The organism is Actinobacillus suis ATCC 33415 (assembly GCF_000739435.1).
GTDB classification, from domain to species: Bacteria; Pseudomonadota; Gammaproteobacteria; order Enterobacterales; family Pasteurellaceae; genus Actinobacillus; species Actinobacillus suis.
Genome location: NZ_CP009159.1, coordinates 36,051 through 58,019 on the forward strand (window position 1 = coordinate 36,051; position 21,969 = coordinate 58,019).

The 21,969-nt window shown below is 38.3% G+C and carries 18 protein-coding genes; 7 read left to right on the forward strand and 11 right to left on the reverse strand.

Features of this window, described 5'->3' with window-relative positions; genetic code table 11:
* Positions 1-110: 110 nt before the first annotated feature.
* Both zipA and ligA read left to right on the forward strand, forming a co-directional pair.
* Positions 111-1,103: a cell division protein ZipA gene (gene zipA, locus ASU1_RS00195; RefSeq protein WP_039194761.1), complete on the forward strand. Its 993-nt coding sequence runs from the start codon at positions 111-113 to the stop codon at positions 1,101-1,103.
* A gap of 64 nt (positions 1,104-1,167) precedes the next feature.
* Positions 1,168-3,213 carry an NAD-dependent DNA ligase LigA gene (gene ligA / locus ASU1_RS00200; RefSeq protein ID WP_014990869.1) on the forward strand — a complete coding sequence of 682 codons (2,046 nt, stop codon included), beginning with the start codon at positions 1,168-1,170 and terminating at the stop codon, positions 3,211-3,213.
* Between the two features lie 84 nt (positions 3,214-3,297).
* On the opposite strand, the gene ASU1_RS00205 is transcribed toward ligA, so the two are convergent.
* The 8 genes from ASU1_RS00205 to ASU1_RS00240 are packed head-to-tail and all read right to left on the reverse strand — an operon-like array spanning position 3,298 to position 13,000.
* The gene (locus ASU1_RS00205; RefSeq protein WP_014990870.1) at positions 3,298-5,403 is read right to left on the reverse strand and encodes a polysaccharide biosynthesis tyrosine autokinase; all 2,106 of its coding nucleotides are present in this window, start codon (positions 5,401-5,403) and stop codon (positions 3,298-3,300) included.
* Positions 5,404-5,430: 27 nt separating this feature from the next.
* Complete coding sequence (locus ASU1_RS00210; RefSeq protein ID WP_014990871.1) at positions 5,431-6,588, reverse strand: polysaccharide export protein; 1,158 nt, start codon at positions 6,586-6,588, stop codon at positions 5,431-5,433.
* 42 nt (positions 6,589-6,630) lie between these two features.
* Positions 6,631-7,839, reverse strand: a complete 1,209-nt coding sequence (locus ASU1_RS11690; protein WP_014990872.1) for an exopolysaccharide biosynthesis polyprenyl glycosylphosphotransferase — start codon at positions 7,837-7,839, stop codon at positions 6,631-6,633.
* Between the two features lies 1 nt (position 7,840).
* Positions 7,841-8,974 (reverse strand): glycosyltransferase family 4 protein, encoded by a 1,134-nt coding sequence (locus ASU1_RS11965; protein ID WP_039194762.1) that lies wholly within the window; start codon positions 8,972-8,974, stop codon positions 7,841-7,843.
* A 6-nt stretch (positions 8,975-8,980) separates the two neighbouring features.
* Complete coding sequence (locus ASU1_RS11970; protein ID WP_039194764.1) at positions 8,981-10,027, reverse strand: EpsG family protein; 1,047 nt, start codon at positions 10,025-10,027, stop codon at positions 8,981-8,983.
* Between the two features lie 9 nt (positions 10,028-10,036).
* Positions 10,037-10,930 (reverse strand): CgeB family protein, encoded by an 894-nt coding sequence (locus ASU1_RS00230; RefSeq protein ID WP_014990877.1) that lies wholly within the window; start codon positions 10,928-10,930, stop codon positions 10,037-10,039.
* 13 nt (positions 10,931-10,943) lie between these two features.
* Positions 10,944-12,128 (reverse strand): oligosaccharide flippase family protein, encoded by a 1,185-nt coding sequence (locus ASU1_RS00235; protein ID WP_014990878.1) that lies wholly within the window; start codon positions 12,126-12,128, stop codon positions 10,944-10,946.
* 2 nt (positions 12,129-12,130) lie between these two features.
* Positions 12,131-13,000, reverse strand: coding sequence for a polysaccharide pyruvyl transferase family protein (locus ASU1_RS00240; RefSeq protein WP_014990879.1), 870 nt, complete (start codon positions 12,998-13,000; stop codon positions 12,131-12,133).
* Positions 13,001-13,506: 506 nt separating this feature from the next.
* Here ASU1_RS00240 and galE point away from each other — a divergent pair.
* Both galE and ASU1_RS00250 read left to right on the forward strand, forming a co-directional pair.
* Entirely contained in the window at positions 13,507-14,523 is a 1,017-nt protein-coding gene (gene galE / locus ASU1_RS00245; RefSeq protein WP_014990880.1) for a UDP-glucose 4-epimerase GalE, read from the forward strand.
* A 136-nt stretch (positions 14,524-14,659) separates the two neighbouring features.
* Positions 14,660-15,946: an AmpG family muropeptide MFS transporter gene (locus tag ASU1_RS00250; protein ID WP_014990881.1), complete on the forward strand. Its 1,287-nt coding sequence runs from the start codon at positions 14,660-14,662 to the stop codon at positions 15,944-15,946.
* Positions 15,947-16,067: 121 nt separating this feature from the next.
* On the opposite strand, the gene ASU1_RS00255 is transcribed toward ASU1_RS00250, so the two are convergent.
* Entirely contained in the window at positions 16,068-18,119 is a 2,052-nt protein-coding gene (locus tag ASU1_RS00255; protein WP_014990882.1) for a TonB-dependent siderophore receptor, read from the reverse strand.
* 231 nt (positions 18,120-18,350) lie between these two features.
* Between ASU1_RS00255 and adk the strand changes: the two genes are divergently transcribed.
* On the forward strand, positions 18,351-18,995 hold the full coding sequence (gene adk, locus ASU1_RS00260; protein ID WP_014990883.1) for an adenylate kinase: 645 nt from the start codon (positions 18,351-18,353) through the stop codon (positions 18,993-18,995).
* 82 nt (positions 18,996-19,077) lie between these two features.
* Here the strand turns inward: adk and ASU1_RS00265 are convergent, their stop codons facing one another.
* Positions 19,078-19,341 (reverse strand): hypothetical protein, encoded by a 264-nt coding sequence (locus ASU1_RS00265; protein WP_014990884.1) that lies wholly within the window; start codon positions 19,339-19,341, stop codon positions 19,078-19,080.
* Positions 19,342-19,441: 100 nt separating this feature from the next.
* Positions 19,442-20,395 carry a malate dehydrogenase gene (mdh, locus tag ASU1_RS00270; protein WP_014990885.1) on the reverse strand — a complete coding sequence of 318 codons (954 nt, stop codon included), beginning with the start codon at positions 20,393-20,395 and terminating at the stop codon, positions 19,442-19,444.
* 191 nt (positions 20,396-20,586) lie between these two features.
* Between mdh and argR the strand changes: the two genes are divergently transcribed.
* Together argR and ASU1_RS00280 are read left to right on the forward strand one after the other, a co-directional pair.
* Positions 20,587-21,048 carry a transcriptional regulator ArgR gene (gene argR / locus ASU1_RS00275; RefSeq protein ID WP_014990886.1) on the forward strand — a complete coding sequence of 154 codons (462 nt, stop codon included), beginning with the start codon at positions 20,587-20,589 and terminating at the stop codon, positions 21,046-21,048.
* Positions 21,048-21,941, forward strand: a complete 894-nt coding sequence (locus ASU1_RS00280; protein ID WP_014990887.1) for a TIGR01777 family oxidoreductase — start codon at positions 21,048-21,050, stop codon at positions 21,939-21,941. The genes argR and ASU1_RS00280 overlap by 1 nt, the downstream gene beginning before the upstream one ends.
* Positions 21,942-21,969: the final 28 nt, after the last annotated feature.

Consider the following 21,969-nt stretch of genomic DNA (forward strand, 5'->3'; position numbering starts at 1 on the left):
TCCTTAATTTGTTCAAAATTTGGAAAGAAATATGTTAAGCTACGCACATTATTTTCGCAAATAGTGAAATTTAAATTTTGTAGATTATCTTAAGTGAAAGAGGACCCCAGATGGAGCTTCATATTCTTTTCTTTATTTTAGCCGGCTTATTAATTGCCGTGTTAATCGGTTTCAGTATTTGGTCTGGACGTCGTGAGAAATCACGTATTTTTTCTAATACATTCTCCACTCGTCCGCCGGCAACACCAATTAATAATGTTGTGTCAGATGTGCCAGCATCGCTTAATCCACAACAATATAATGCGCCTGCATCAACTTCTCATATTGAAGAAGTAGAAAATCCGGTACAAATACAGCAAGAAGTAGAAAGCAGCTTACGTGAAATTAAAATTAATTTGCCGGGGCAAGAAGCGAATATGTATCAAAACGAACCTGCTGCACCGATTTATGGCACAGCGCCTATTCAGCCTGTAGTGAAGCAACAAGCAGCTTATCAACATTCGGTTGAGCCTGCATTTACCCAAGCGCCTCAATCACCGATTGCTGAAGCAACCTCAGTATTAGAGCAATCTGTTGAAGAGTTGGAACGTCAAGCAGCATTAGGTGAAATAGATATTTATTCGGATGCATCGGTACGTGTTGAATTAGCGAAGAATTCAGTTCAAGCAGAAGCGGAACAACAGCAAGAGCCGGCAGTTGCAGAAAATAATATGATTACACTTTACGTTGTCGCGCCGGAAGGTCAGCAGTTCCGTGGTGATTATGTGGTGCAAAGCCTTGAAGCATTAGGCTTCCAATATGGCGAATATCAAATTTTCCACCGCCATCAACATATGGGTAACAGCGCATCACCGGTTATTTTCAGCGTGGCGAATATGGTGCAACCGGGCGTGTTTGATTTAACTAAAATTGAGCAGTTCTCAACCGTCGGTTTAGTGTTATTTATGCACTTACCGTCAGAAGGTAATGATGCGGTGAATCTCAAATTATTACTCAAAACGACAGAGAATCTCGCACAAGCGCTCGGTGGTTTCGTGTTAAACGAACATCGAGAAATTTTTGATGAGAACTCACGCCAAGCCTATTTAGCTCGAGTGAGCTAATTTGCAAAACTTTTAGTATAAATGACCGCTTGTTAAGCGGTCTTTTTTATCGAGAATTTTCCCAATGCCTTTATTATCACAAATGCAAGCTCAAGCGGATACGACTTTCGCACAATTAGAAGCTTTACGCCAAAAATTACGAGAATACGAATACCACTACCATGTATTGGATAATCCATTAGTGCCGGATGCGGAATATGACCGCTTAATGAACGAATTAAAAAATTTGGAATGGCAACATCCGGAGTGGATTACTGCAGATTCACCGACCCAACGTGTCGGAGCGAAACCGCTGGACGGCTTTGCGCAAGTGACGCATGAAATTCCAATGTTATCGTTAGATAATGCGTTTTCTGATGAAGATCTAGACGGCTTTTTACGCCGTATGGAAAGTTATATTTCGGAAAATCCACTTTCGCTTTCTTTCTGCTGTGAGCCGAAATTAGACGGTTTGGCGGTCAGTATTTTGTATGTAGATGGCGTGTTAAGCCAAGCGGCAACCCGTGGTGACGGTACAACCGGCGAGGATATTACTTCAAATATTCGTACTATTCGCAATATTCCGTTAAAACTGAATATGGATAATCCGCCGGCACGCTTAGAAGTGCGTGGCGAGGTGTTTATGCCGCAAAAAGGCTTCGAAGAACTGAATGAACGAGCGTTGGAAAAAGGCGAGAAAACCTTTGCTAATCCACGTAATGCAGCAGCGGGTTCATTACGTCAGTTAGATCCGAAAATTACCCGTCAGCGTCCGCTTGTGTTAAATGCCTATGGAATCGGTGTGTATGAATCGGATGATGAATTACCAGCAACGCATTTTGAACGTTTGCAATGGCTGAAATCTATTGGTATTCCGGTCAATAACGAAATTCGCTTGGCAACAGGGCGTGAGCAGTTACTTGCGTTTTATGCGGATATTCAAGCGAAGCGTCCGACACTCGGTTATGACATTGACGGTACGGTGTTAAAGGTGAATGACATTGGCTTACAAGAGCAACTCGGTTTTATTTCTCGTTCGCCACGTTGGGCGATTGCTTATAAATTCCCGGCACAAGAAGAAATGACGGTGCTAAATGATGTGGAATTTCAGGTGGGCAGAACCGGGGCGATTACCCCAGTCGCAAAATTAGAGCCGGTATTCGTTGCCGGTGTGACGGTGAGTAATGCCACTTTACATAACGGTGATGAAATTGAGCGTTTAGGCATTGTCATCGGCGATACGGTGATTATTCGCCGTGCCGGTGATGTTATTCCGCAAATTGTCGGGGTGGTGATGGATCGCCGTCCGGAAAATGCAAAAAAAATCGAATTTCCGACCGCTTGTCCGGTCTGTGAATCGGCGGTAGTGCGTGTTGAAGGCGAAGCTGTGGCCCGCTGTACCGGCGGTTTATTCTGTGGCGCACAGCGTAAAGAAGCGTTAAAGCATTTTGTTTCTCGTAAGGCAATGGATATTGATGGTGTCGGCGAGAAATTGATCGAACAATTAATGGAACGTGAGTTGGTGCATACACCGGCGGATCTGTTTAAACTCGATCACACCACTTTAATGCGTTTGGATCGAATGGGTGAGAAATCAGCGCAAAATGCATTAAACAGCATCGAACAAGCGAAAAATACCACTTTGGCACGTTTCTTATTTGCATTAGGCATTCGTGATGTCGGTGAAGCCACGGCACAAAACTTAGCGAATCATTTCCATAATTTAGAGGCAATTCGTGCGGCAACTTTCGAGCAATTACAAGCGGTACAGGATGTCGGTGAAGTGGTGGCAAATCGTATCGTGCGTTTCTGGCAAGAGCCGCACAATGTCGCAGTGGTTGAAGACTTAATTGCGCAGGGCGTACATTGGCAAGACGTGGTTCAGGTTGAAATTGCGGATAACCCGTTAAAAGGTAAAAATGTGGTGTTAACCGGTACACTGACTCAATTAACCCGAGATCAGGCAAAAGCGTTGTTACAAAGTTTTGGCTGTAAGGTATCCGGTTCGGTTTCGAGTAAAACCGATTATTTGATTGCCGGTGAAAAAGCCGGTTCAAAATTAGCGAAAGCGCAGGAGTTGGGAGTTAAAGTCTTAACTGAACAAGAGTTGGTTGATTTAATGCCCGCCTAATTGGTAAAAAATGGGAAAATTTAACCGCTTGTAAGCTTTAATTATAAGAAAGCCATCCGTGATAGGATGGCTTTTTTGTATCGGTTATAGATAGCGATTATTAGCGGTCGGTTTTGTGCAGTTTAGTACAAAACCATTGAGTTTCACGCCTGTTCTCGCAAAATGCTGGAGTGTCGCTTCTAACTCTGGACGAGTCGTTTCGCCAAATCTGCCGACTAGGATCGCAGTGCCAGCATAGCGGCCGATAATTGCTGCATCACTTGCACTTAATACCGGCGGCGTATCAATAATGACTAAGTCATAGTTGGTATTCGCCCAAGATAACAGCTGTTGGAAACGCTCGCCGAGTAAATATTCAGAGAGATTTTCCGTGATTTTACCTTTTGAGATCACATCAAAATGCGCATTAGCCGCAGGGTTGACGACAGATTCAAAGGGTAATGATTGAGTTAAGGCTTCACCAATACCATTTTTATTTTCGGTATCAAACATTTTGTCTAAATAGCTATAACGTGTATCGACATCAATCAGTAAAACTTTTTTGCCTGATTTCGCCACGATATTGGCTAGGTTGGTTGCGATAAAGGTATTGCCGGTGTCATATGAAGCACTTGAAACCATTAACACCTTATTTTTCGCCTCTTGCATTGCGAAGTGAATATCTGCTCGCAAGCCTCGTAACGCTTCAATTGCTGCATCTGTCGGTACATTTTCCGATAATAATTTCGCATTATTTATATTTAAGCGCCCTTGCTTGAACTTATCAAATGAGAAGTTCGGCTGCTTTTTGCTATTCGGTATGCTGGTATAAGCGGTTAGCCCTAATTTTTTCACCATAGCCGGTGATTGAATTGTACGGTTAAATAGCGCTTTAATTAACGAGATGATAAGCCCTAATACGAATCCTAAAAATCCGGATAGTAATGTTGAAACCGCTTTGCTTAATACGCTTGGATTCGGTAGCACTTGAGCCGCATCTAAAATACGAGCATTTCCGACCGCACCGGCTCTAACTACATCCAGCTCCTGCAATTTATTAGAAAGCTGCATATAGATTTGCTGATCCACTTCAAGCTCACGGTTTAAGCTCACCATATCTCGTTGGGTTGCCGGTAAATTTTCCATTTCCTTCGTGATTTTAGCTTTTTCATCACGTAAGGTTTTTTTCTGGTTTAACAAGGCAACGTAAGTCGGGTGGCGTTTAGTAAACTTCTGAGCAATCTCGCCTTCTTTAATGGTTAAGGCGTTTAAATCCGCATCAATACGTACCAAGCGGTCTAAATAAGACTTAGCTTCTAAATCTAAGTCGATAGAGCTATTGTCTTCTTTATACTTATTCAGACTGTTTTCCGCTTCGACTAATTTTTCTCTTACTTCCGGTAAGCGATTTTGCAGTAGCTCTAAGCTCTTAGAGGCTTCTGCCGCATTTTTATGGGCATTTTGTTGCACATAACTTTCGGAAACACTTTTAATGATATTTTTGATATCACGCTGGCTTTCACCTCGGATCGCAATTTCGATCACACCGGTTTGTTTACCTTTTTCATTAATGTGTAAACGTTGTTGCAATCTTTCAATTGCCGCCAGTTCAGCGATCTTTTTCAAACTAAAGCGTTGTCCTGCATTGCCGTGCAAGATAGACACTTTGAATTTAAGTTGGTCGTTAGCGTAAGAACGATTGACCAAGCCTTCTAAAATTAGTGTTTCGCCATCTTTGTGATAAAGGCGATATTCCCCCTTATTTGCCCCGATTTCGAGAATTAATTCTTCTAGGTTCTCATTTTCAGGTATAAATTCAGCAACCAAAATATCCGGCGTATAGCCTGCAAGATTCTCAAGTCCTTTACTGATAAAAGGAATTGAGCGTATCGGTTTTACTTCTGTTGTCAGATTGAGATCTTCCACGGTTTTTGCCAGCACCAAGCGAGATTTAATCACCTCGATTTCAGTATTTGGCGAAGACTCTTGGGTAAAACCGTCGGACAATTCTTTTAAAATATTACCCGACTTCTTTTCATCAACCTGCACAACCGCATTCGCAGTATAAACAGGTGTAGAAAGAATACTGTAACTTAAGCCTAATGCGGCACAAACAACGGTGCAGAATAGGAGCAGATACTTATTATCAAGTAATACATTGATGAATCGCATTAAATCGATCTCATCATTTTTAACGTCTTTATTATTCATTCCATTACCTTTTCGATTGAGGTTTGATTACCAATTCTTAATACGAAGCGTACCTTCGGTTAAATCGTTAAAGCCGGTAATTGTCGGTAATACTTGGGTGATCACACGGTTCCAGCGGGTAAGTGGTGCTGTTGTAACATAAACGACATCGTATGGTTTCAGGAAGAACTCGGTACCTAAAATATAAGAAGTCGGGTTGGTTACGTCTAACTGGTAGATATTTGCCACTTTTTCAATTTGGTTGCCGTTATTATCTTCAACCACTTGTTTTGTACCTCGTTCTCCACGGATAACGAAAATACCCGTTGCATCGGCAGCGAGCTTATCAATGCCGCCGCTAGCAGAAATCGCTTCAGTAAGGCTCATGCCATTACGTCCGATTTTTAATAATTGCGGCGCTTGTACCTCACCGATAACAAATACTTTTTGTGCGTCATTACGTGGAATATGAATAATATCGCCGTCTGTTAGCAAGCGATTTTGCGTAAGATCGCCTTTCTGTAACAGAGCTTCTACTGATACGATTTCATCTTGTCCACGATGAGTAATTGTGACGTTATTCCAATCTGCATCGGTAGAAAGTCCGCCAGCCTTATTAATCGCATCAAGCAGTGTTAAAGGCACATTGCTGATAAATTGTTGCCCCGGATTTTTTACTTCTCCGGTGACGTAAGCTTTTTTAGATTGGAAAGAAGCTACCGTCACTTCCACTTGCGGCTCCATAATATAAGAGGCAAGGCGGCTAGTGATGCGATCTCGAATTTGGTTCACGGTTAAGCCGTTTACTTTAATTGTGCCGACATAAGGATAAAAAATTGTACCGTTAGCATGGACTTGGTTACCGCTATCCGCTGCCGAACGATAAGTTCCTGCCGGTGTGGTTAGCTCAGGGTGATCCCAAACGGTAACATTTAATACGTCACCGATCCCAACGTGATATTGATAAGCCTTGATTTGCTGATCCAATGCGGGATTGTTCTGTGCGCTGGCCTTGAAAGGTGCGAGTTCTTTCAATAATTGCGGGGTAATCAGATAAGCATCAACCGCTTTATCGACATCAAGTACTTCACCCTTTACTTCTACATTTTTATAACGAATCGGAGAATAACTACTCGGAAAAAGAGAGCAACTCGCCAATGCTAAAGAAGCGGTAAGAATTGAGAGTTTTTTTACTAATCTATTCATAAATACAATACTCTTTGTAAAAAATAGTCGAAAACAGACCGCTTAGCGGGCACCGAAACCGGTTAACATGGTTTGGATCGTCTTAAAGAAAATTAATACGTCAAGCGCAAAAGAGAAATGTCTAATATAGTAGAAGTCATGTTCAATTTTCACTTGCGTTTCATCTTCGGTTGCAGCATAGCCGTGCGTTACTTGCGCCCAGCCGGTAATACCCGGTTTTACGATATGACGATAGCTATAAAACGGAATATTTTGGTCGAATTGTTCCACAAATGCTTTTTGTTCCGGACGAGGGCCGATTAATGCCATATCACCCTTAAGTACATTGAAAAATTGCGGTAATTCATCAATACGTGTTTTACGAATAAATTTACCGACCCGAGTAACTCGCATATCACCAACGCTTGCCAATTTCGCACCGTCTTTCTCAGAGTCTTTACACATACTGCGGAATTTATAAATACTAAATTCTTCACCTTTCTGACCAATACGTTTTTGAATAAATAGTACCGGTCCTTCGCTTTCTAATTTAATCAGAATAGCGGTAATCAGCATTACCGGTAAGACAATTGGGAAGCTAAGTAAAACCAATACTGAATCAATAAACTGCTTGGTTCTTAAATAGGCTACTGAAGGTTGAAGTGAACCAAGGTCATTTTCATACATATGAGTAATTTTAGTACGTCCGGTAAGTGATTCGCGGATCTGGCGCACGTTATAAGTATCAACACCTGCTAGAGTTTGTTTTGAGATAAAACGTTCCCACTCATCGGTTAATTTTGGTGAGTACAGGTCTGCAACAAGTGTTTGTATATTTGAAACGACTTGATTCGGATCTTCAAGTTTTACCCAATTTACATTTGGGATTTGTTCAAGATTTTTGGCTTTACCTAACGGAATATAGTGAATAGTCGGATTTGGACCGCTATATTTCATTCGGTTTGACCAATAATCTAAACCAATCACTAATAGGATATGCCAAACAAAATAAGCAACAGAATAAGTTACTTGGAATAAAGTGATGACAACTAAACTAAAGCTATAGGTTACGATTACGCTTGGTAATAAAATGAGATTCTCATGTTTACCTGGGTAATTTGATAATTTATGTGAAAGTAATAAGTGGAATACATAGCACACTGCACCGATAAAAATACTGTGCGAAATAAAACCTTCCGGTAAATCGGCAAATATATTTAATATGAATGCAGGTAGAAAAATGGCAATTACGCCACAAATAATAAATCTCATCTTAGCTCTCCTCTAGAATAGAAATCAGTTTGTCGTTGACTTTGGCAATATCAAATTTTTGTTCGGCCATTTTGCGGCTCTCAATGCCCATATTGAGAATTTCCTGTTTGTTTCCAATGAAATAGCGCATCGCTTGCGCAAGCTCATCCACCGAATATACCGGTACCAGTAAACCGTTTTTATGATCTTCAACAGTTTCTCGGCATCCCGGTACATCTGTTGTAATAACAGCTCGACCGATTGCCATTGCCTCTTGAGTACTTCTTGGCACGCCTTCTCGATAGGATGGCAATACGAATATCGAACTGTTAGCAATCACTTCCGGGACGTTATTTACATAACCAAGATATTCGATAACACCGTGTTTGATATAATCGTCCAATGCATCTTTTGATATTGCAAAAGGGTTACCTTCATCAAAGCCACCAATAATAGTGAAGCGCGTAGTTGGATGTTCCGCTTTGATTTTTTTTGCTGCTTCAAGATATTCAAAAATCCCTTTTTCTTTTAATAGGCGAGCGATAAATAAGAAAGACACTTCTTTTGTGATATCTACTTCTTGATAACCAAATCGTTCCAGATCCACTCCAATCCCTCCTAGAATGGCGGTAGATTTTGTCGAAATACGATAAGTATCGATTAAATCTTTTTTATCATCCGGATTTAAGAAAATAAGTTTATCCAAGAAGGGGAGAGAAATTTTATAAAGCAAGACTTGGATTGCTTGCACAATCTTCGCTTTTCGTGTTTTTCCTTCTTTATAAGGCGTAAACGCATTACCTAAGCCTTCAATCATACCGATCACTTTAGGTACTTGAGCAAGTTTTGCAGCTAAAGAACCAAAAATAACCGGTTTGATAAAGGTGCTGAAGACGATATCAGGTTGAAGCTGTTTTAATTCTTTCATAAGCAGATAAACCGCTTTTAAATCTTTAACAGGGTTCATGCCTTTTGGATTAATAAAATGCGCTTTAGGAATTGCTCCCCAACCGCTGACTTCTTTTTGTTCCTTCTCCGTATAGCCATAGGCATAACAGTAAACTGTATAGCCTCTACTCACTAATTCAATGACTAATTCTTTACGGAAATTAGTAATCATGGAGGCAACATTGCCGATAAGTACGATCTTTTTCATAATAAGCTACATAAATAGAACATTTCTGTAATCGAAACAGCACAAAGCATAAGGCGAATAATTTATCCAAATGAAAAACAGCATTGTATTTTCAATAATTAGAGCAATTAAAAATAATGCTTTTAATTCAAAGGATTTTAAATATTCAAAAAATTTTCCGAAGACAGCGATGTCGAAAATAACAAAATAAAGATTAAAACGGTCAGCAATGGTTGAATAAACAAAGCTAACGGGTAAGAATATTAGAATTAAAATACACATTAAATCTAATAAACGATAGGTATTCGGGTAGCTTTCCACAAAAATATGCCGTTGCCATAAATAAACGACAATAGGTAATAAGTGGAGTGCTATCCTAAATACCGCACCTGCTGAGGATAATTCACCAGAGGTATATGCACTTTCTCCTTGTGAAATCATATAAATGATATAAAACGAGAAAAGAATGACGAATAAAGAATATAAATAAAATATTTTATTCTTATAAAATTCCGAGTTAATTAATGGTAAAAATGCGAGGAAAATAATTGCAGATTTATGAAATAAATAGGCAAGGGCAATCCACACGAAAAATTTCCATTTCTTCGGGTTTGGTGCAAATAAGGTTGAAAATGCATAACATACTAGACCTATTGCGGCAGATTGACGGGTATACCCCATACCTACGGCAATAATGGTATAAGAAAATGCAATCAGAAATGCTAGGAACAGATGTTTGAATTGGCGTGATAATTGATAAAATCCTATTATCAAACAGAACGCACAAACAAAGTTAACAAATGAAATCGAATAATTTAATTGATGGGCTAACCAGTTAAAAAATCCATATCCATATTCTGATGAACCGGCGACTTTAAAAAAATTGTCTGCTTTATATAAGTCAAAGATATATAGGTAACTAAACCAGTCTCCACCGACCTCAAAACGACCGCCAATAAAAATAAAGATAAATGCGGAGAAAATTAATAAGAAAATTTCTCCACCTTTATTTTTAGGAAGGTTTATGAGGTTCATGACAACAATAGTTGCCCAAATATACCAATAAATAAACATAAATACTTATTATTTGCTTTCTAAAATGTTGGTCAAAAATTCTGTAAAATGACAATTGTCTAGAATTGCTTCCCAAGAATACATAGACATATCTATGCGATGATATTTATCGAGTGATAAATCACATTGCTTAGCATTTATGTTTTCAAGCCAAATTGGTTCGTAGCCAATTTTTTTACAAAATTCTTCAACCCAGTAATAACGATTTGAAATCAAGCGTAATCCTGACGCTAAATATTCCAATGTCTTTGTGCTAGTTTGAATATTAAACGGATACACATCAGGTGTGTAATTTAATCCAAAACGTGCATTAGCATAAATTTGCGGCAAGTCAGTTCGGTTGACTTTACCGGTCATATTGATACCTGAGGCTTTTAAAATCGCATAGGTTTCATTATCAACTTCACCAACCACTACCACTTTGTAGTATTTGGCAAGATTTACCAGACTTTGTATTAAGCCTATTCTTCCAATAATTGATCCAGCGTAAACCACATCATATTCGGGATGCGGATTCGGACTCTGAAATAAGGCGGAATCAATCCCCATATCCCGATATATGTAAGGAAGGCTATCGCAGAAACCGAACTCTTTTTTTACAATTTCATTAAGAAATATGCGCCCTTGGGGCTTTGTATTAGCACATTTTTTAATGAAATTTTTTATGCTGGAATATTTAGGCATAGAAAGGCTTTGATATTCATGCACTTCTAATGCCGATTGTGGCGCATATCGTTTCCAAAAAGGGCGCATTCCCAAGAAATAGATATTAATATCATTATCGGGAGCTAAGTTTTCTTCGTAATCTAACTGAACTAAATGATTGCGTTTAGTTAAATATTCTTTATAAGCGAAGGCCTCTGGGGTATAGGCCTGCCTTTTTAACGTAATGCCGATTTTCAATTGTTATTACCACCTAAATAATGCCAAGCTTAATATTTTCTCTTCGATAATAATTCCACACTAAGGCTTTAATCATATTAACGCCTAGTGCAGTGGAAATTGCTGCTCCGATAATGCCGTATAGATGAGCTAAGAATACGCATAAGAGAGCGCTAATACAGAAAACAATGGCTTGATATTTCAATAATATCTTTTTATTTTCCGTATAGCTGGCGAGTGTCATTCCAAACCCCCATATTTGAGAAAGTGATATTCCCAGCATTAAAATCAGTAATGAAACATATCCTTCGTATGTATTTTCAACACCGTAAAGATAAAACAAGAAATCACCAATTACCGCACTTACTGCGACAATTGAGAAACTAAATAAGCATAAGAAAATCGTGTATTTTTTAGTGTAGCTATAAAGTTTCGTATATTCCTGTTGTTTATATAAATTGACGATATTTGGTGTTACTACCGCCATTACCGAGGCGGAAAAGTAAGAAATTAATGCCATAAAACTGTAACAAATGACATAGATCCCCACGGCTTTATCATCAACAAAGTAAGACAAAATGATACGGTCAAATTGTGCATTCAGTAGCACGAAAAGTGCCGATAATGTAGGAATTGCACCGTATTGCAACAAATCTTTATAGTGATAAGCGGTCGATTTCGCGTCATTTTTTACATATTTTTTCGTTAAGCACGCAGCAAATAAAAAGAGTGCGAAAGTGGCATAAAAATATAACCAGAAGAAATCTACGTCTTCTATAAAATAGCTAAATACCAAGATAAAAATTAGTGGTAACAAATAACGTAACCCGTCATCAATCGAAGTATTGAGATACTGCATCTGGTTTACGATAAAAATCGAGGATTTACAGTAGAAAAAAGAGTAGAACAGCACTACAAATCCTATATACCAAAGCCCGAATTCAAACTGAAACAGCCAAACGGAAAAGACGGTAATCAAGCATGAAGTTAATGTCCAAAAACCGAGGAATTTCGGGCTAATGGTTCGTTGGTTAAACTCAATAATGTGAACATAATTCCCCCAGTTGGCAATTAATGAAAGGATCAAAATATAGGTGGTTACTAACCCATATTGACCTAACACATCCACCCCGAAATATCGGGAAATTGCCATACCTAGCAGTAATGATGATCCCGCACCAATCGCTTTTAGTAAAAGGAGGAAAAATACTTTTTTCATTCTTATTCAATAAATGTCACGTTATTAGAGTGGGACATACTTTGTTCATATACGCCCTTGCATTTATAGTATCCATTGTTATAAATGCTTAATTTTTTATTTAGCAGATAAGCACCGACTGCTACATGTAATCTATCGGTTTTAACTTCTTCGTATAAATCAATGAGTTTTAAAAATTGTTTAGCGCTATAGAGTGAAGCTTGATAATTGTCAGTTCCAAAACTAGCAACAAGTGATAAGTCATTAGCCAAGCTTCTTTTTACATTTAAATTTTGGTTGCTCTCTTTATCGGTGCGCATAGCATTAATTTGAGAGGTAAATAGTGCACGTAAGCGGTGGAAATTGATCAATATTTTACGAATAATATTTTTACTCGTTAATTTAATTTTAAAATGAGGGTTGCTTGTCAAAATTTGCATTGGATTTATACAAAATGCCATATCGTCAGCCAGATAAACGGCTTTAGCATTAGATATATTTTGACAATATTCAAAACTATATTTTTCTCGACAAAAGATAATGCTATCTTCCGGTAAATTTGAAATTAATTCATCAATGCCACGAATAGAATGCGGTAAAATAATTAATTTTAACTTTAGGTTTAAGTTGATTAATGCTTTTAAAAAATTTGGAGTTGAATTCCATTCAGGAACTAAACAACCACCACCGCCAATTAATACAATGTCGTTATCTTTTAATTGACTGATTTTGTCCTGAGAGATTAAAGAAAACTTCAGGTTAAATTGTTGTGCTAAAGTATAAAAGCCCATATCTATCAACGCATCACCTGCATTCCCTCCATTAGGATAGTAAAAAATGTTTCCTTGTTGAGATTCAGATAATGCTTTAAAAATAGTATGTAAATTAGACATAAAGACCCCTGTAATATTTATTAATTAGTAGATTTACTCGCTAGTTGTATTAAAAACTACAAATGTATTTTTTTATCTTCTGTTGAGTATTCTTTTGGTGTAAAAGCCATTATTTATAGGCTGTTTATCTAAATTGGGGTAAATGTTATTCGTCTGTTTTAGCGAAATATACAAATATACTGCTGAGTTTTATGGCGGCAGTAATTTTTTAAAATTTGTTAACTTGTGTAATGCATTGTAGTGAATAAATATAGTTAAATTTATTATAGAGTAATATTTATATGCTAATCAATAGCAGTAGAGGTCCAATATGTCATATAAAATACAAAAATAAATAGTGGTCTTATATGTTGTTAATATGGAACTTTTTTAAAATTTCATAATACAAAATATTATTTTTTTAAATAACAAGTGAAAAGCCGGACGTAAACCTATGTGAAGCTTGTTCACTGTTATCTTAAAACGAGTATAATAGAGAACTATCGATACTTAACTGAGGGGGCTATATGGCTATTTTAGTGACTGGTGGTGCGGGTTATATCGGTTCGCATACGCTCGTTGAATTATTAAATGCAAATCGTGAAATTGTCGTGTTAGATAATTTATCTAATTCCAGCGAAGTTTCTTTGGAACGTGTAAAACAGATCACAGGAAAAACGGTAACTTTTTATCAAGGCGATATTTTAGACCGTGATATTTTGCGTAAAATTTTTTCAGAAAATAAAATTGAATCTGTTATCCACTTTGCAGGTTTAAAAGCGGTAGGTGAAAGTGTGCGTGAGCCACTACGTTACTATCAAAATAATGTAACGGGTTCTATCGTTTTAGTCGAAGAAATGTTAGCGGCAGGTGTGAATACAATTGTATTCAGTTCATCTGCAACAGTTTACGGTGATCCGCAAATTATTCCGATTGTAGAATCTTGTCCGGTTGGTGGTACGACAAATCCATACGGTACATCAAAATATATGGTTGAGCGAGTATTGGAAGATACAGTAAAAGCGTTCCCACAATTAAGTGCGGTAGTGTTACGTTATTTCAATCCGGTAGGGGCGCATGAAAGTGGTTTAATCGGTGAAGATCCGAACGGTATCCCAAATAACTTATTGCCTTATATTAGCCAAGTTGCAGTCGGTAAATTAAAAGAACTTTCAGTATTCGGTAGCGATTATGAAACACACGATGGCACTGGTGTACGTGACTATATCCACGTGGTAGACCTAGCATTAGGACATTTAAAAGCGTTGGATAAACACCAAGGCGATGCCGGTTTCCATGTTTATAATTTAGGTACAGGAACGGGTTATTCTGTGCTGGATATGGTAAAAGCGTTTGAAACGGCAAACGACATCAAAGTACCTTATAAATTAGTTGATCGCCGTCCAGGGGATATTGCGGTTTGCTATTCTGAACCGTCTAAAGCGTTAAAAGAATTAGGTTGGAAAACCGAACGTGGTTTAGAGCAAATGATGAAAGATACTTGGAATTGGCAAAAAAATAACCCGAATGGTTATAAAGGCTAATTATTTTTAGGAATATGAAGGCACAAGCGTTTACGTTTGTGCCTTTTTTATCTTTGAAGTTTTCTGCTATGATGCCTGATAATTAAGCTAACACAAGTTGGCGAATTCTCATCTATTTGTAAAAGAAAAGGAAAAAATGACCGCTTCTCATTCAGCCCCTCAGACCTCAATTTGGCGACAAATTTTTACTAAAAATATGTTGCTTTGTATTTATACCGGTTTTTGTTCCGGCTTACCTTTATTTGTGCTTATCCAATTAATGCCGGCTTGGTTTACCTCAGCAAATCTTGATATTAAAACCATCGCCGCCTTTACTTTAACCTCATTGCCCTATACATGGAAATTCTTGTGGGCAGCATTATTGGATCGCTATTTTCCACCGTTTTTAGGCCGCCGCCGCAGTTGGATTTTTCTTTCTCAATTAGGCTTATTGGCAATTCTAGCCAGTTTTGGCTTTTTTGATCCGGTAGCGGATATCGGTATTATTACCGTGCTTTCAGTAATTTTAGCCTTTCTGTCTGCTACACAAGATATTGTGGTAGATGCTTATCGCCGAGAAATCTTATCGGACAATGAATTGGGCTTAGGCAATTCCATTCATGTGAACGCTTATCGTATCGCCGGTCTAATACCGGGCGGTTTATCGCTTTTCTTGGCGGATCATTATCCATGGCAAACGGTATTTCTTATTACCGCCGCCTTTATGTTACCTTGCCTATTGGTAACGCTCTTTGCAGATGAGCCGCAAAGTAAACCGATTGACCGTAGTAAACCGTTTTATACGGCGTTTGTTGATCCGTTTAAGGAGTTTTTCAGCCGTAAAGGTGTATGGGGTGCAGTAGGACTTATCCTATTTATTTTCTTATATAAGCTCGGTGATTCGCTAGCGACTTCATTACAAACCAAATTTATTTTAGATATGGGCTTTACCAAATCGCATATTGCGGCGGTGGTAAAAACAACTTCGCTTTGGTGTAGTATCGGTGGTGGGATTATCGGCGGAATAGCAATGCTCAAGCTGGGAGTAAATCGTGCGTTATGGATTTTCGGAACGGTACAGTTAATTACCATTTTGGGTTTTGCCTATCTTGCAAGTTTTGAGTATTTTCCGACCGCTTCTATCGGTTCAGCCGAATTATTTAAATTAGGTATTGTAATGGCGGGTGAGTATCTTGGTGTCGGGTTAGGTACAGCAGCCTTTGTCGCTTTTATGGCACGAGAAACCAATCCGATGTATACCGCAATGCAATTAGCGATTTTTACTAGCCTCGCCGCACTGCCAAGTAAATTTTTAGGCGCTTATACCGGACATTTGGTCGAAGCCTTCGGCTATTATCAGTTTTTCTGGATTTGTTTCTTTGTTGCCATTCCGGGAATGTTGATGTTGATTAAAGTTGCACCGTGGAAAGCACCTGAATCGTAAATAATTATATAAATTTAACCGCTTGTAATGTGCTTACATAAAATTAGCCCCCTAATTGTTAGGTATTTTATCCAACTTTTAGGGGGCTAATTATTTATTTACAACTTTCTTATAACTAAGTTTAGAAAGTATAGTTTACGTTTAGACGGAAATCACGTCCAACAGCCGGTAAAGTTGTACCACGTTGGCTGTGTGGATAATAGAATTTATTGAATGCATTATTTAATGCCAAATTCACATTTAAGCTATCGTTTTTCAATGGTTTCCAGTTAACGTAGAAATCATGGTTGATATAGCTATCACGATGTGTATTTGCGATAGTTTCGTCTGCATTCGCTAGTGCATAGCCATCTTCATCTTCTACATAACGACCTTTCCAACCTAGTTCTAAATTAGGGTTTTCAAAGCGATAAGCTAAACCTGCAGTCCAAGTACGACCTACTTGTACGGCAAATTCTGGATTTAAAGTAGAATTAACTTTTGTATCATTTAAGTAGAATCTTGGTTTGCTTTCTGATACACCGAAGCGAGCGGTTAAGCCTTCATAGCGATAAGCAGCATTTAACTCATAACCGTGGTTTTTAGAGTAACCGTCATTTACTGCTTGTGTAATACCGTTAATGATATTGCCATTTGCATCATGTCTTGCTTGAGGGTTAACAATTAAGTTATTTACTTTTTGCCAGAAGTAGCTACCTTCAAAAGTAAAGTCGCCATTATTATAGTTGAAACCGATTTCAGTATTACGCGCACGCTCTGCTTCGATATTTGGATCTACTGATACACGTCTTAAGCCAACCATTAATGCATCGTATAAACGAGGGCTACGTGATGCATAGTTATGGTTTGCACTCAGACTTAATTCAGGTGTTGCTTGATAAATTAAACCGACACTTGGATTCCATTTACCATCAGACGCTTTCACACCGTCATTCGCTTTCATATCGAAATAATCGTAACGTAAACCGGTTGTAAAGGTGAAATCGTTGATACCACTAATCATCTCAACGTAAGCGCCAGTATCGGTTTTTTCCGGATTATTAGTTACAAATGGGCGTTTAGTATGCGGTTCAATTTCCTGATTACGGTAATTTATACCGTATTTAACTAAGATGTCTTCACCAATGAATGAATCAAAGTTTACATTCGCACCTTGAGTTTTAATTACAGTTGTTGTAGGGCCTTTAACGCTACCGCAATATCCACAACCGCTATCATCAGCAGAATAGCGTTTATTCTTCATTAAATACGCATTTGCAGTTAATTCATTAATAAAACCTAAGTTTTTACCGATATATTCAAGATTGGTATTGCTTAAGGTTGTTTCTCGATAAGATGGTGATTGGCGAGCAACACTAAGACGAGGATTATTGGCTGCACTAAATGTAGCGAACTCTTCTCGTACTAAACGCTCACCACGATGTTGATCTTGTAAATGACTTAATACAAAACGATGATCACCAAAAGTTGCACCCAATTTAGCAATATAATTACGTTTATCTAATCCGCTGTAAGGAACTTTATTGCTACCATCTAAGCCGTTTACGAAGTTTCTACCTGCTTTGTAATTATCTTCGTCATTGCGGTTGAAAGAAAGTAATGCATCAAAGTTACCTGCTTTACCAAAAACTGTTGCACCATAAGAGTGGCCATCATTGCTAGAGTAACCGCTATTTAATTTAAATCCGTAATCACGCTCACTATTTTTCAAGAGATCTAAAGCATCAACCGTTTTTACGATAATCGCACCGTTTGTGGCACCAATACCAGCACTTGCTGAACCAGCACCTTTTTGTACCGAAACACTTTTTAAGAGTGATGGATCAATAATAAAACGTCCTTGGTGATATAAAATTTGGCTATCAGATGATGCGCCATCCACTTTAATATCTACCGAGTTTTGCCCCATACCACGAATGGTTAAGAATTGAGATGTACCATTACCTCCGGCAAATTCAATTGAAGGTTCTTTTGAAAGTAAACCTCGTAAATCTGTTTCAGTACGTTCATTTTTTTCAGCTAGTGTCACAATATTGGTTTGCACTTTAGCACCTTGACGATCGGTTACAACAATTTCAGATAACTCCATCGTTTCTTTTGATTGTTCTGGATTTGCATAAGCAAATGAACTGATAGCGGCTAATACTGCAATAGTGAGTTGATTTCTTTTCACAATAGATCCTTATGAATATAGAGTACAATTTAAGATAACGGGAATTATTATCAATAAGAATTGTATTGTCAATGGGAAATATAGCTTTACGGTAAATTTAAATTTATTTGAGCTTCAACTTTTTACAAGCGGCCAAATTTAGTAAAAAATTTGCAATTTAAGGCAGTAATCGGTAAGGTTACTGCCTTAGCTTTTTTATTCATTCATCTTTTATTTTCAAGAGGCTTTACAATGAAAATTATCCTATTAGGTGCGCCGGGTGCAGGTAAAGGTACACAAGCACAATTTATTATGAACAAATTTGGTATTCCGCAAATTTCAACAGGCGATATGTTCCGTGCGGCAATTAAAGAAGGTACAGAGCTTGGTAAACAAGCAAAAGCGTTAATGGATGAAGGTAAATTAGTACCGGATGAATTAACCGTTGCATTAGTAAAAGATCGTATCGCGCAACCGGATTGCGCAAATGGCTTCTTGTTAGATGGTTTCCCACGTACGCTTCCGCAAGCGGATGCATTAAAAGATTCAGGCGTTAAAATTGACTTAGTATTAGAGTTTGATGTAGCGGATGAAGTGATTGTTGAGCGTATGAGCGGTCGTCGTGTACACCAACCGTCAGGCCGTACTTATCACGTAGTTTATAATCCACCGAAAGTTGAAGGTAAAGATGATGTAACCGGCGAAGATTTAATTATTCGTCAAGATGATAAGCCTGAAACAGTATTAGAACGTTTAGCTATTTATCACAAACAAACTAAACCATTAATTGCTTACTATACAGCAGAAGCTGAAGCGGGTAATACACGTTATGAGCGTTTAGACGGCACAAAACCGGTTGAAGAAGTAAGCGCTGAATTAGCAAAAATTTTAGGTTAATTATAATCTATAAATATAAGCGGTCATTTTTAATGAAAACTTTGCAAGATTTCATTAAAAGATGGCCGCTTGTTTATTTTTATTACTCAGAATGATAACGAGAAATAATGTGTTTTGCGCCACCGTTGCCAACACAAGCTTCATTTACCGGTGAAGTTGAATAACTTCCATCTACACAGATTGCGGTGACATTTGCGGGTAAGGCTTGTTGAGTGGAATGTGGATTGCGAGCCGGAGTATATTCCGTTTTAGTAGAAGGTTCTTTAACGATTTGAACCGGTTGATTTGAACTACAAGCCGTAATCGTTACAGCAAGAGCCATTAAAGAAAATAAATGCGCTTTCATACATAAATCCTTGTATATTATAGACGGCAATTAATACTTATTGCCGTGCTTGAGTTTATAAAAAAGGGTTGAATTGCTCAACCCTTTTATAAACATCAAGTTATGAATTTACAAAATTTTTCCCTAATTCAATATCCGCTTTAAGAATCGGTTTAATTTCGTTTAATTTTGTTTGTTCATATTCACTTAATTTACCGATTGGCAGAATTTCTTCTACACCTGTTAAACCGAATCTTACTGGGTGCGCAAAGAATTCCGGATAATCTGAACCTTCTTTACTTTCTACATAAGCATAACGTACGCAGTCTTCACCTAATAATGCTTTGAATACTGCTACCGCAAAACGTGCGCCTGATTCTGCCATTGAAAGTGTTGCGGAACCACCGCCAGCTTTTGCTTCCACTACTTCCGTACCGGCATTTTGGATACGATAAGTTAATGACTCAATCTCTTCTTGGCTAAATGAAACCGGAAGTCCTTCCGCAAGTGCCTGAGAAAGTAACGGCAGAATAGTTGGACCAGAGTGACCGCCGATAACAGGTACTTTAACCGTTTCGACATTTTTATCTTTTAATTCGGACGTAAATGTTTTTGCACGAACAACGTCAAGTGTTGTTACACCGAATAATTTACGTTTGTCATATACGCCAGCTTTACGTAATACTTCAGCAGCAATTGGAACAAGTGTGTTTACTGGGTTTGTAACAATACCGATACAAGCATTCGGGCAAACCTCAGCGACTTTTTCAACCAAGTTTTTAATAATGCCCGCATTAATATTAAAGAGATCCGCACGAGTCATACCCGGTTTACGTGCAACACCCGCAGTTAATAGGACAAGATTAGCGTCTTTAAGTGCTTCACTCGGATCTTCACCTGAATAGCCGACAGCATTTACCGATGTTGGAATGTGACTGATATCTACCGCAATACCTGGAGTGACCGGCGAAATGTCATATAACGCAAGATCCGTTCCGGCAGGTAAACGAAGTTTTAGTAAGAGAGCAAGAGTTTGCCCGATCCCACCTGCAGCGCCTAAAAGTGCAACTTTCATAAACAACTCCTAATCAATAATGGTTATAAAATAAAACTAGGCTAAGTTTAACAAACATTTGTTAAGATTGATGCTAAATAAAACGAATCTCTGGGAAAAATTTTTCTAATGTTTGATTTAGATTGATTTTTTGGTACTTGTAAGCAAAAATTATGCTTCTAATCGAAGCAATATTGCATAAGGGAGATGAGATGGAAAAGCTTGATAATTTATCAGAAGCATTTAAAGCGTTGCTAAAACAAGAAAAATTCGGTTCTCAAGGCGAGATTGTGAATGCATTGCAAGAATTAGGCTTTGAAAATATTAATCAGTCTAAAGTATCACGTATGCTTTCTAAATTCGGTGCGGTAAGAACACGTAATACCAAGATGGAAATGGTCTATCAATTACCTGCCGAATTAGGTGTGCCGACAACCTCCAGCCCTTTAAAGAATTTAGTCGTTGATATTGATTATAATGATGTGCTAATTGTCGTAAAAACTAGTCCGGGCGCAGCACAATTAATTGCTCGTTTATTGGATTCAATGGGAAAAAGCGAAGGCATTTTAGGCACGATTGCCGGTGATGATACGATTTTTATTACTCCAACACGCTCAACAGCCATGGAAGATCTAATCCAAAATATTACTGAGTTATTTGAGTCATCGCTCTAATGAAAATTTTAATTACCGGCGGAACGGGTTTTATCGGACAGCGTTTAGTCGAGGCGTTATTAGCGCAAGGACATTCATTAACACTGGTTACCCGCCAATCGAATCCAAAGGTTACTTTTACGCAAGCGGTCGAATTTTGTCAAAATCTTGCAAGTTTTACGAATTTGAACGGATTTGATGCTGTCATTAATTTGGCTGGAGAGCCGATTTTTGAGCGAGCGTGGACTTCGGCACAAAAACAGCGGTTATCGGAGAGCCGCCTACAAATCACGTCATTATTAGTAAAACTGATTCAGGCAAGTCAAACTCCCCCACATACTTTTATTTCAGGTTCAGCAACCGGTTATTACGGCAATGTTCGTTCTGACTCCTTAATGGATGAATCTGCAGCTTGTGGTACGAATTTTAGTGCAGAGCTTTGTCGACAATGGGAAGCGGTAGCATTACAGGCGGAGAGTCCAAGAACACGAGTATGTTTAATTAGAACGGGAATGGTGCTTGCTCCACAGGGTGGCGCATTACTAAAAATGTTGCCGTTATATCGGTTAAATTTAGCCGGTAAGCTTGGCTTTGGGCAGCAACATTGGGCGTGGATTGCTTTGGAAGATCACATACAAGCGGTCTTATTTTTATTGAAAAATGCAAATTGCAGAGGTCCATTTAACCTCGTTGCACCTCATCCGGTTACGAATGCAGAATTTAACGCTCGTTTAGCTGCTTATTTGAAACGTTGTGCGTGGTTTGCCGTGCCAGCGTTTATACTTAAATTGATTTTAGGCGAGCGTTCGCAATTATTATTGGATAATCAACCGCTTGTTCCCACAAAATTATTGGCAAATGGCTTTAGATTCCGACAGTCCGATTTAGATTTTAAACAGATCTTTGAGCAATAAAAAATCCCACCGACTGGTGGGATTTTTT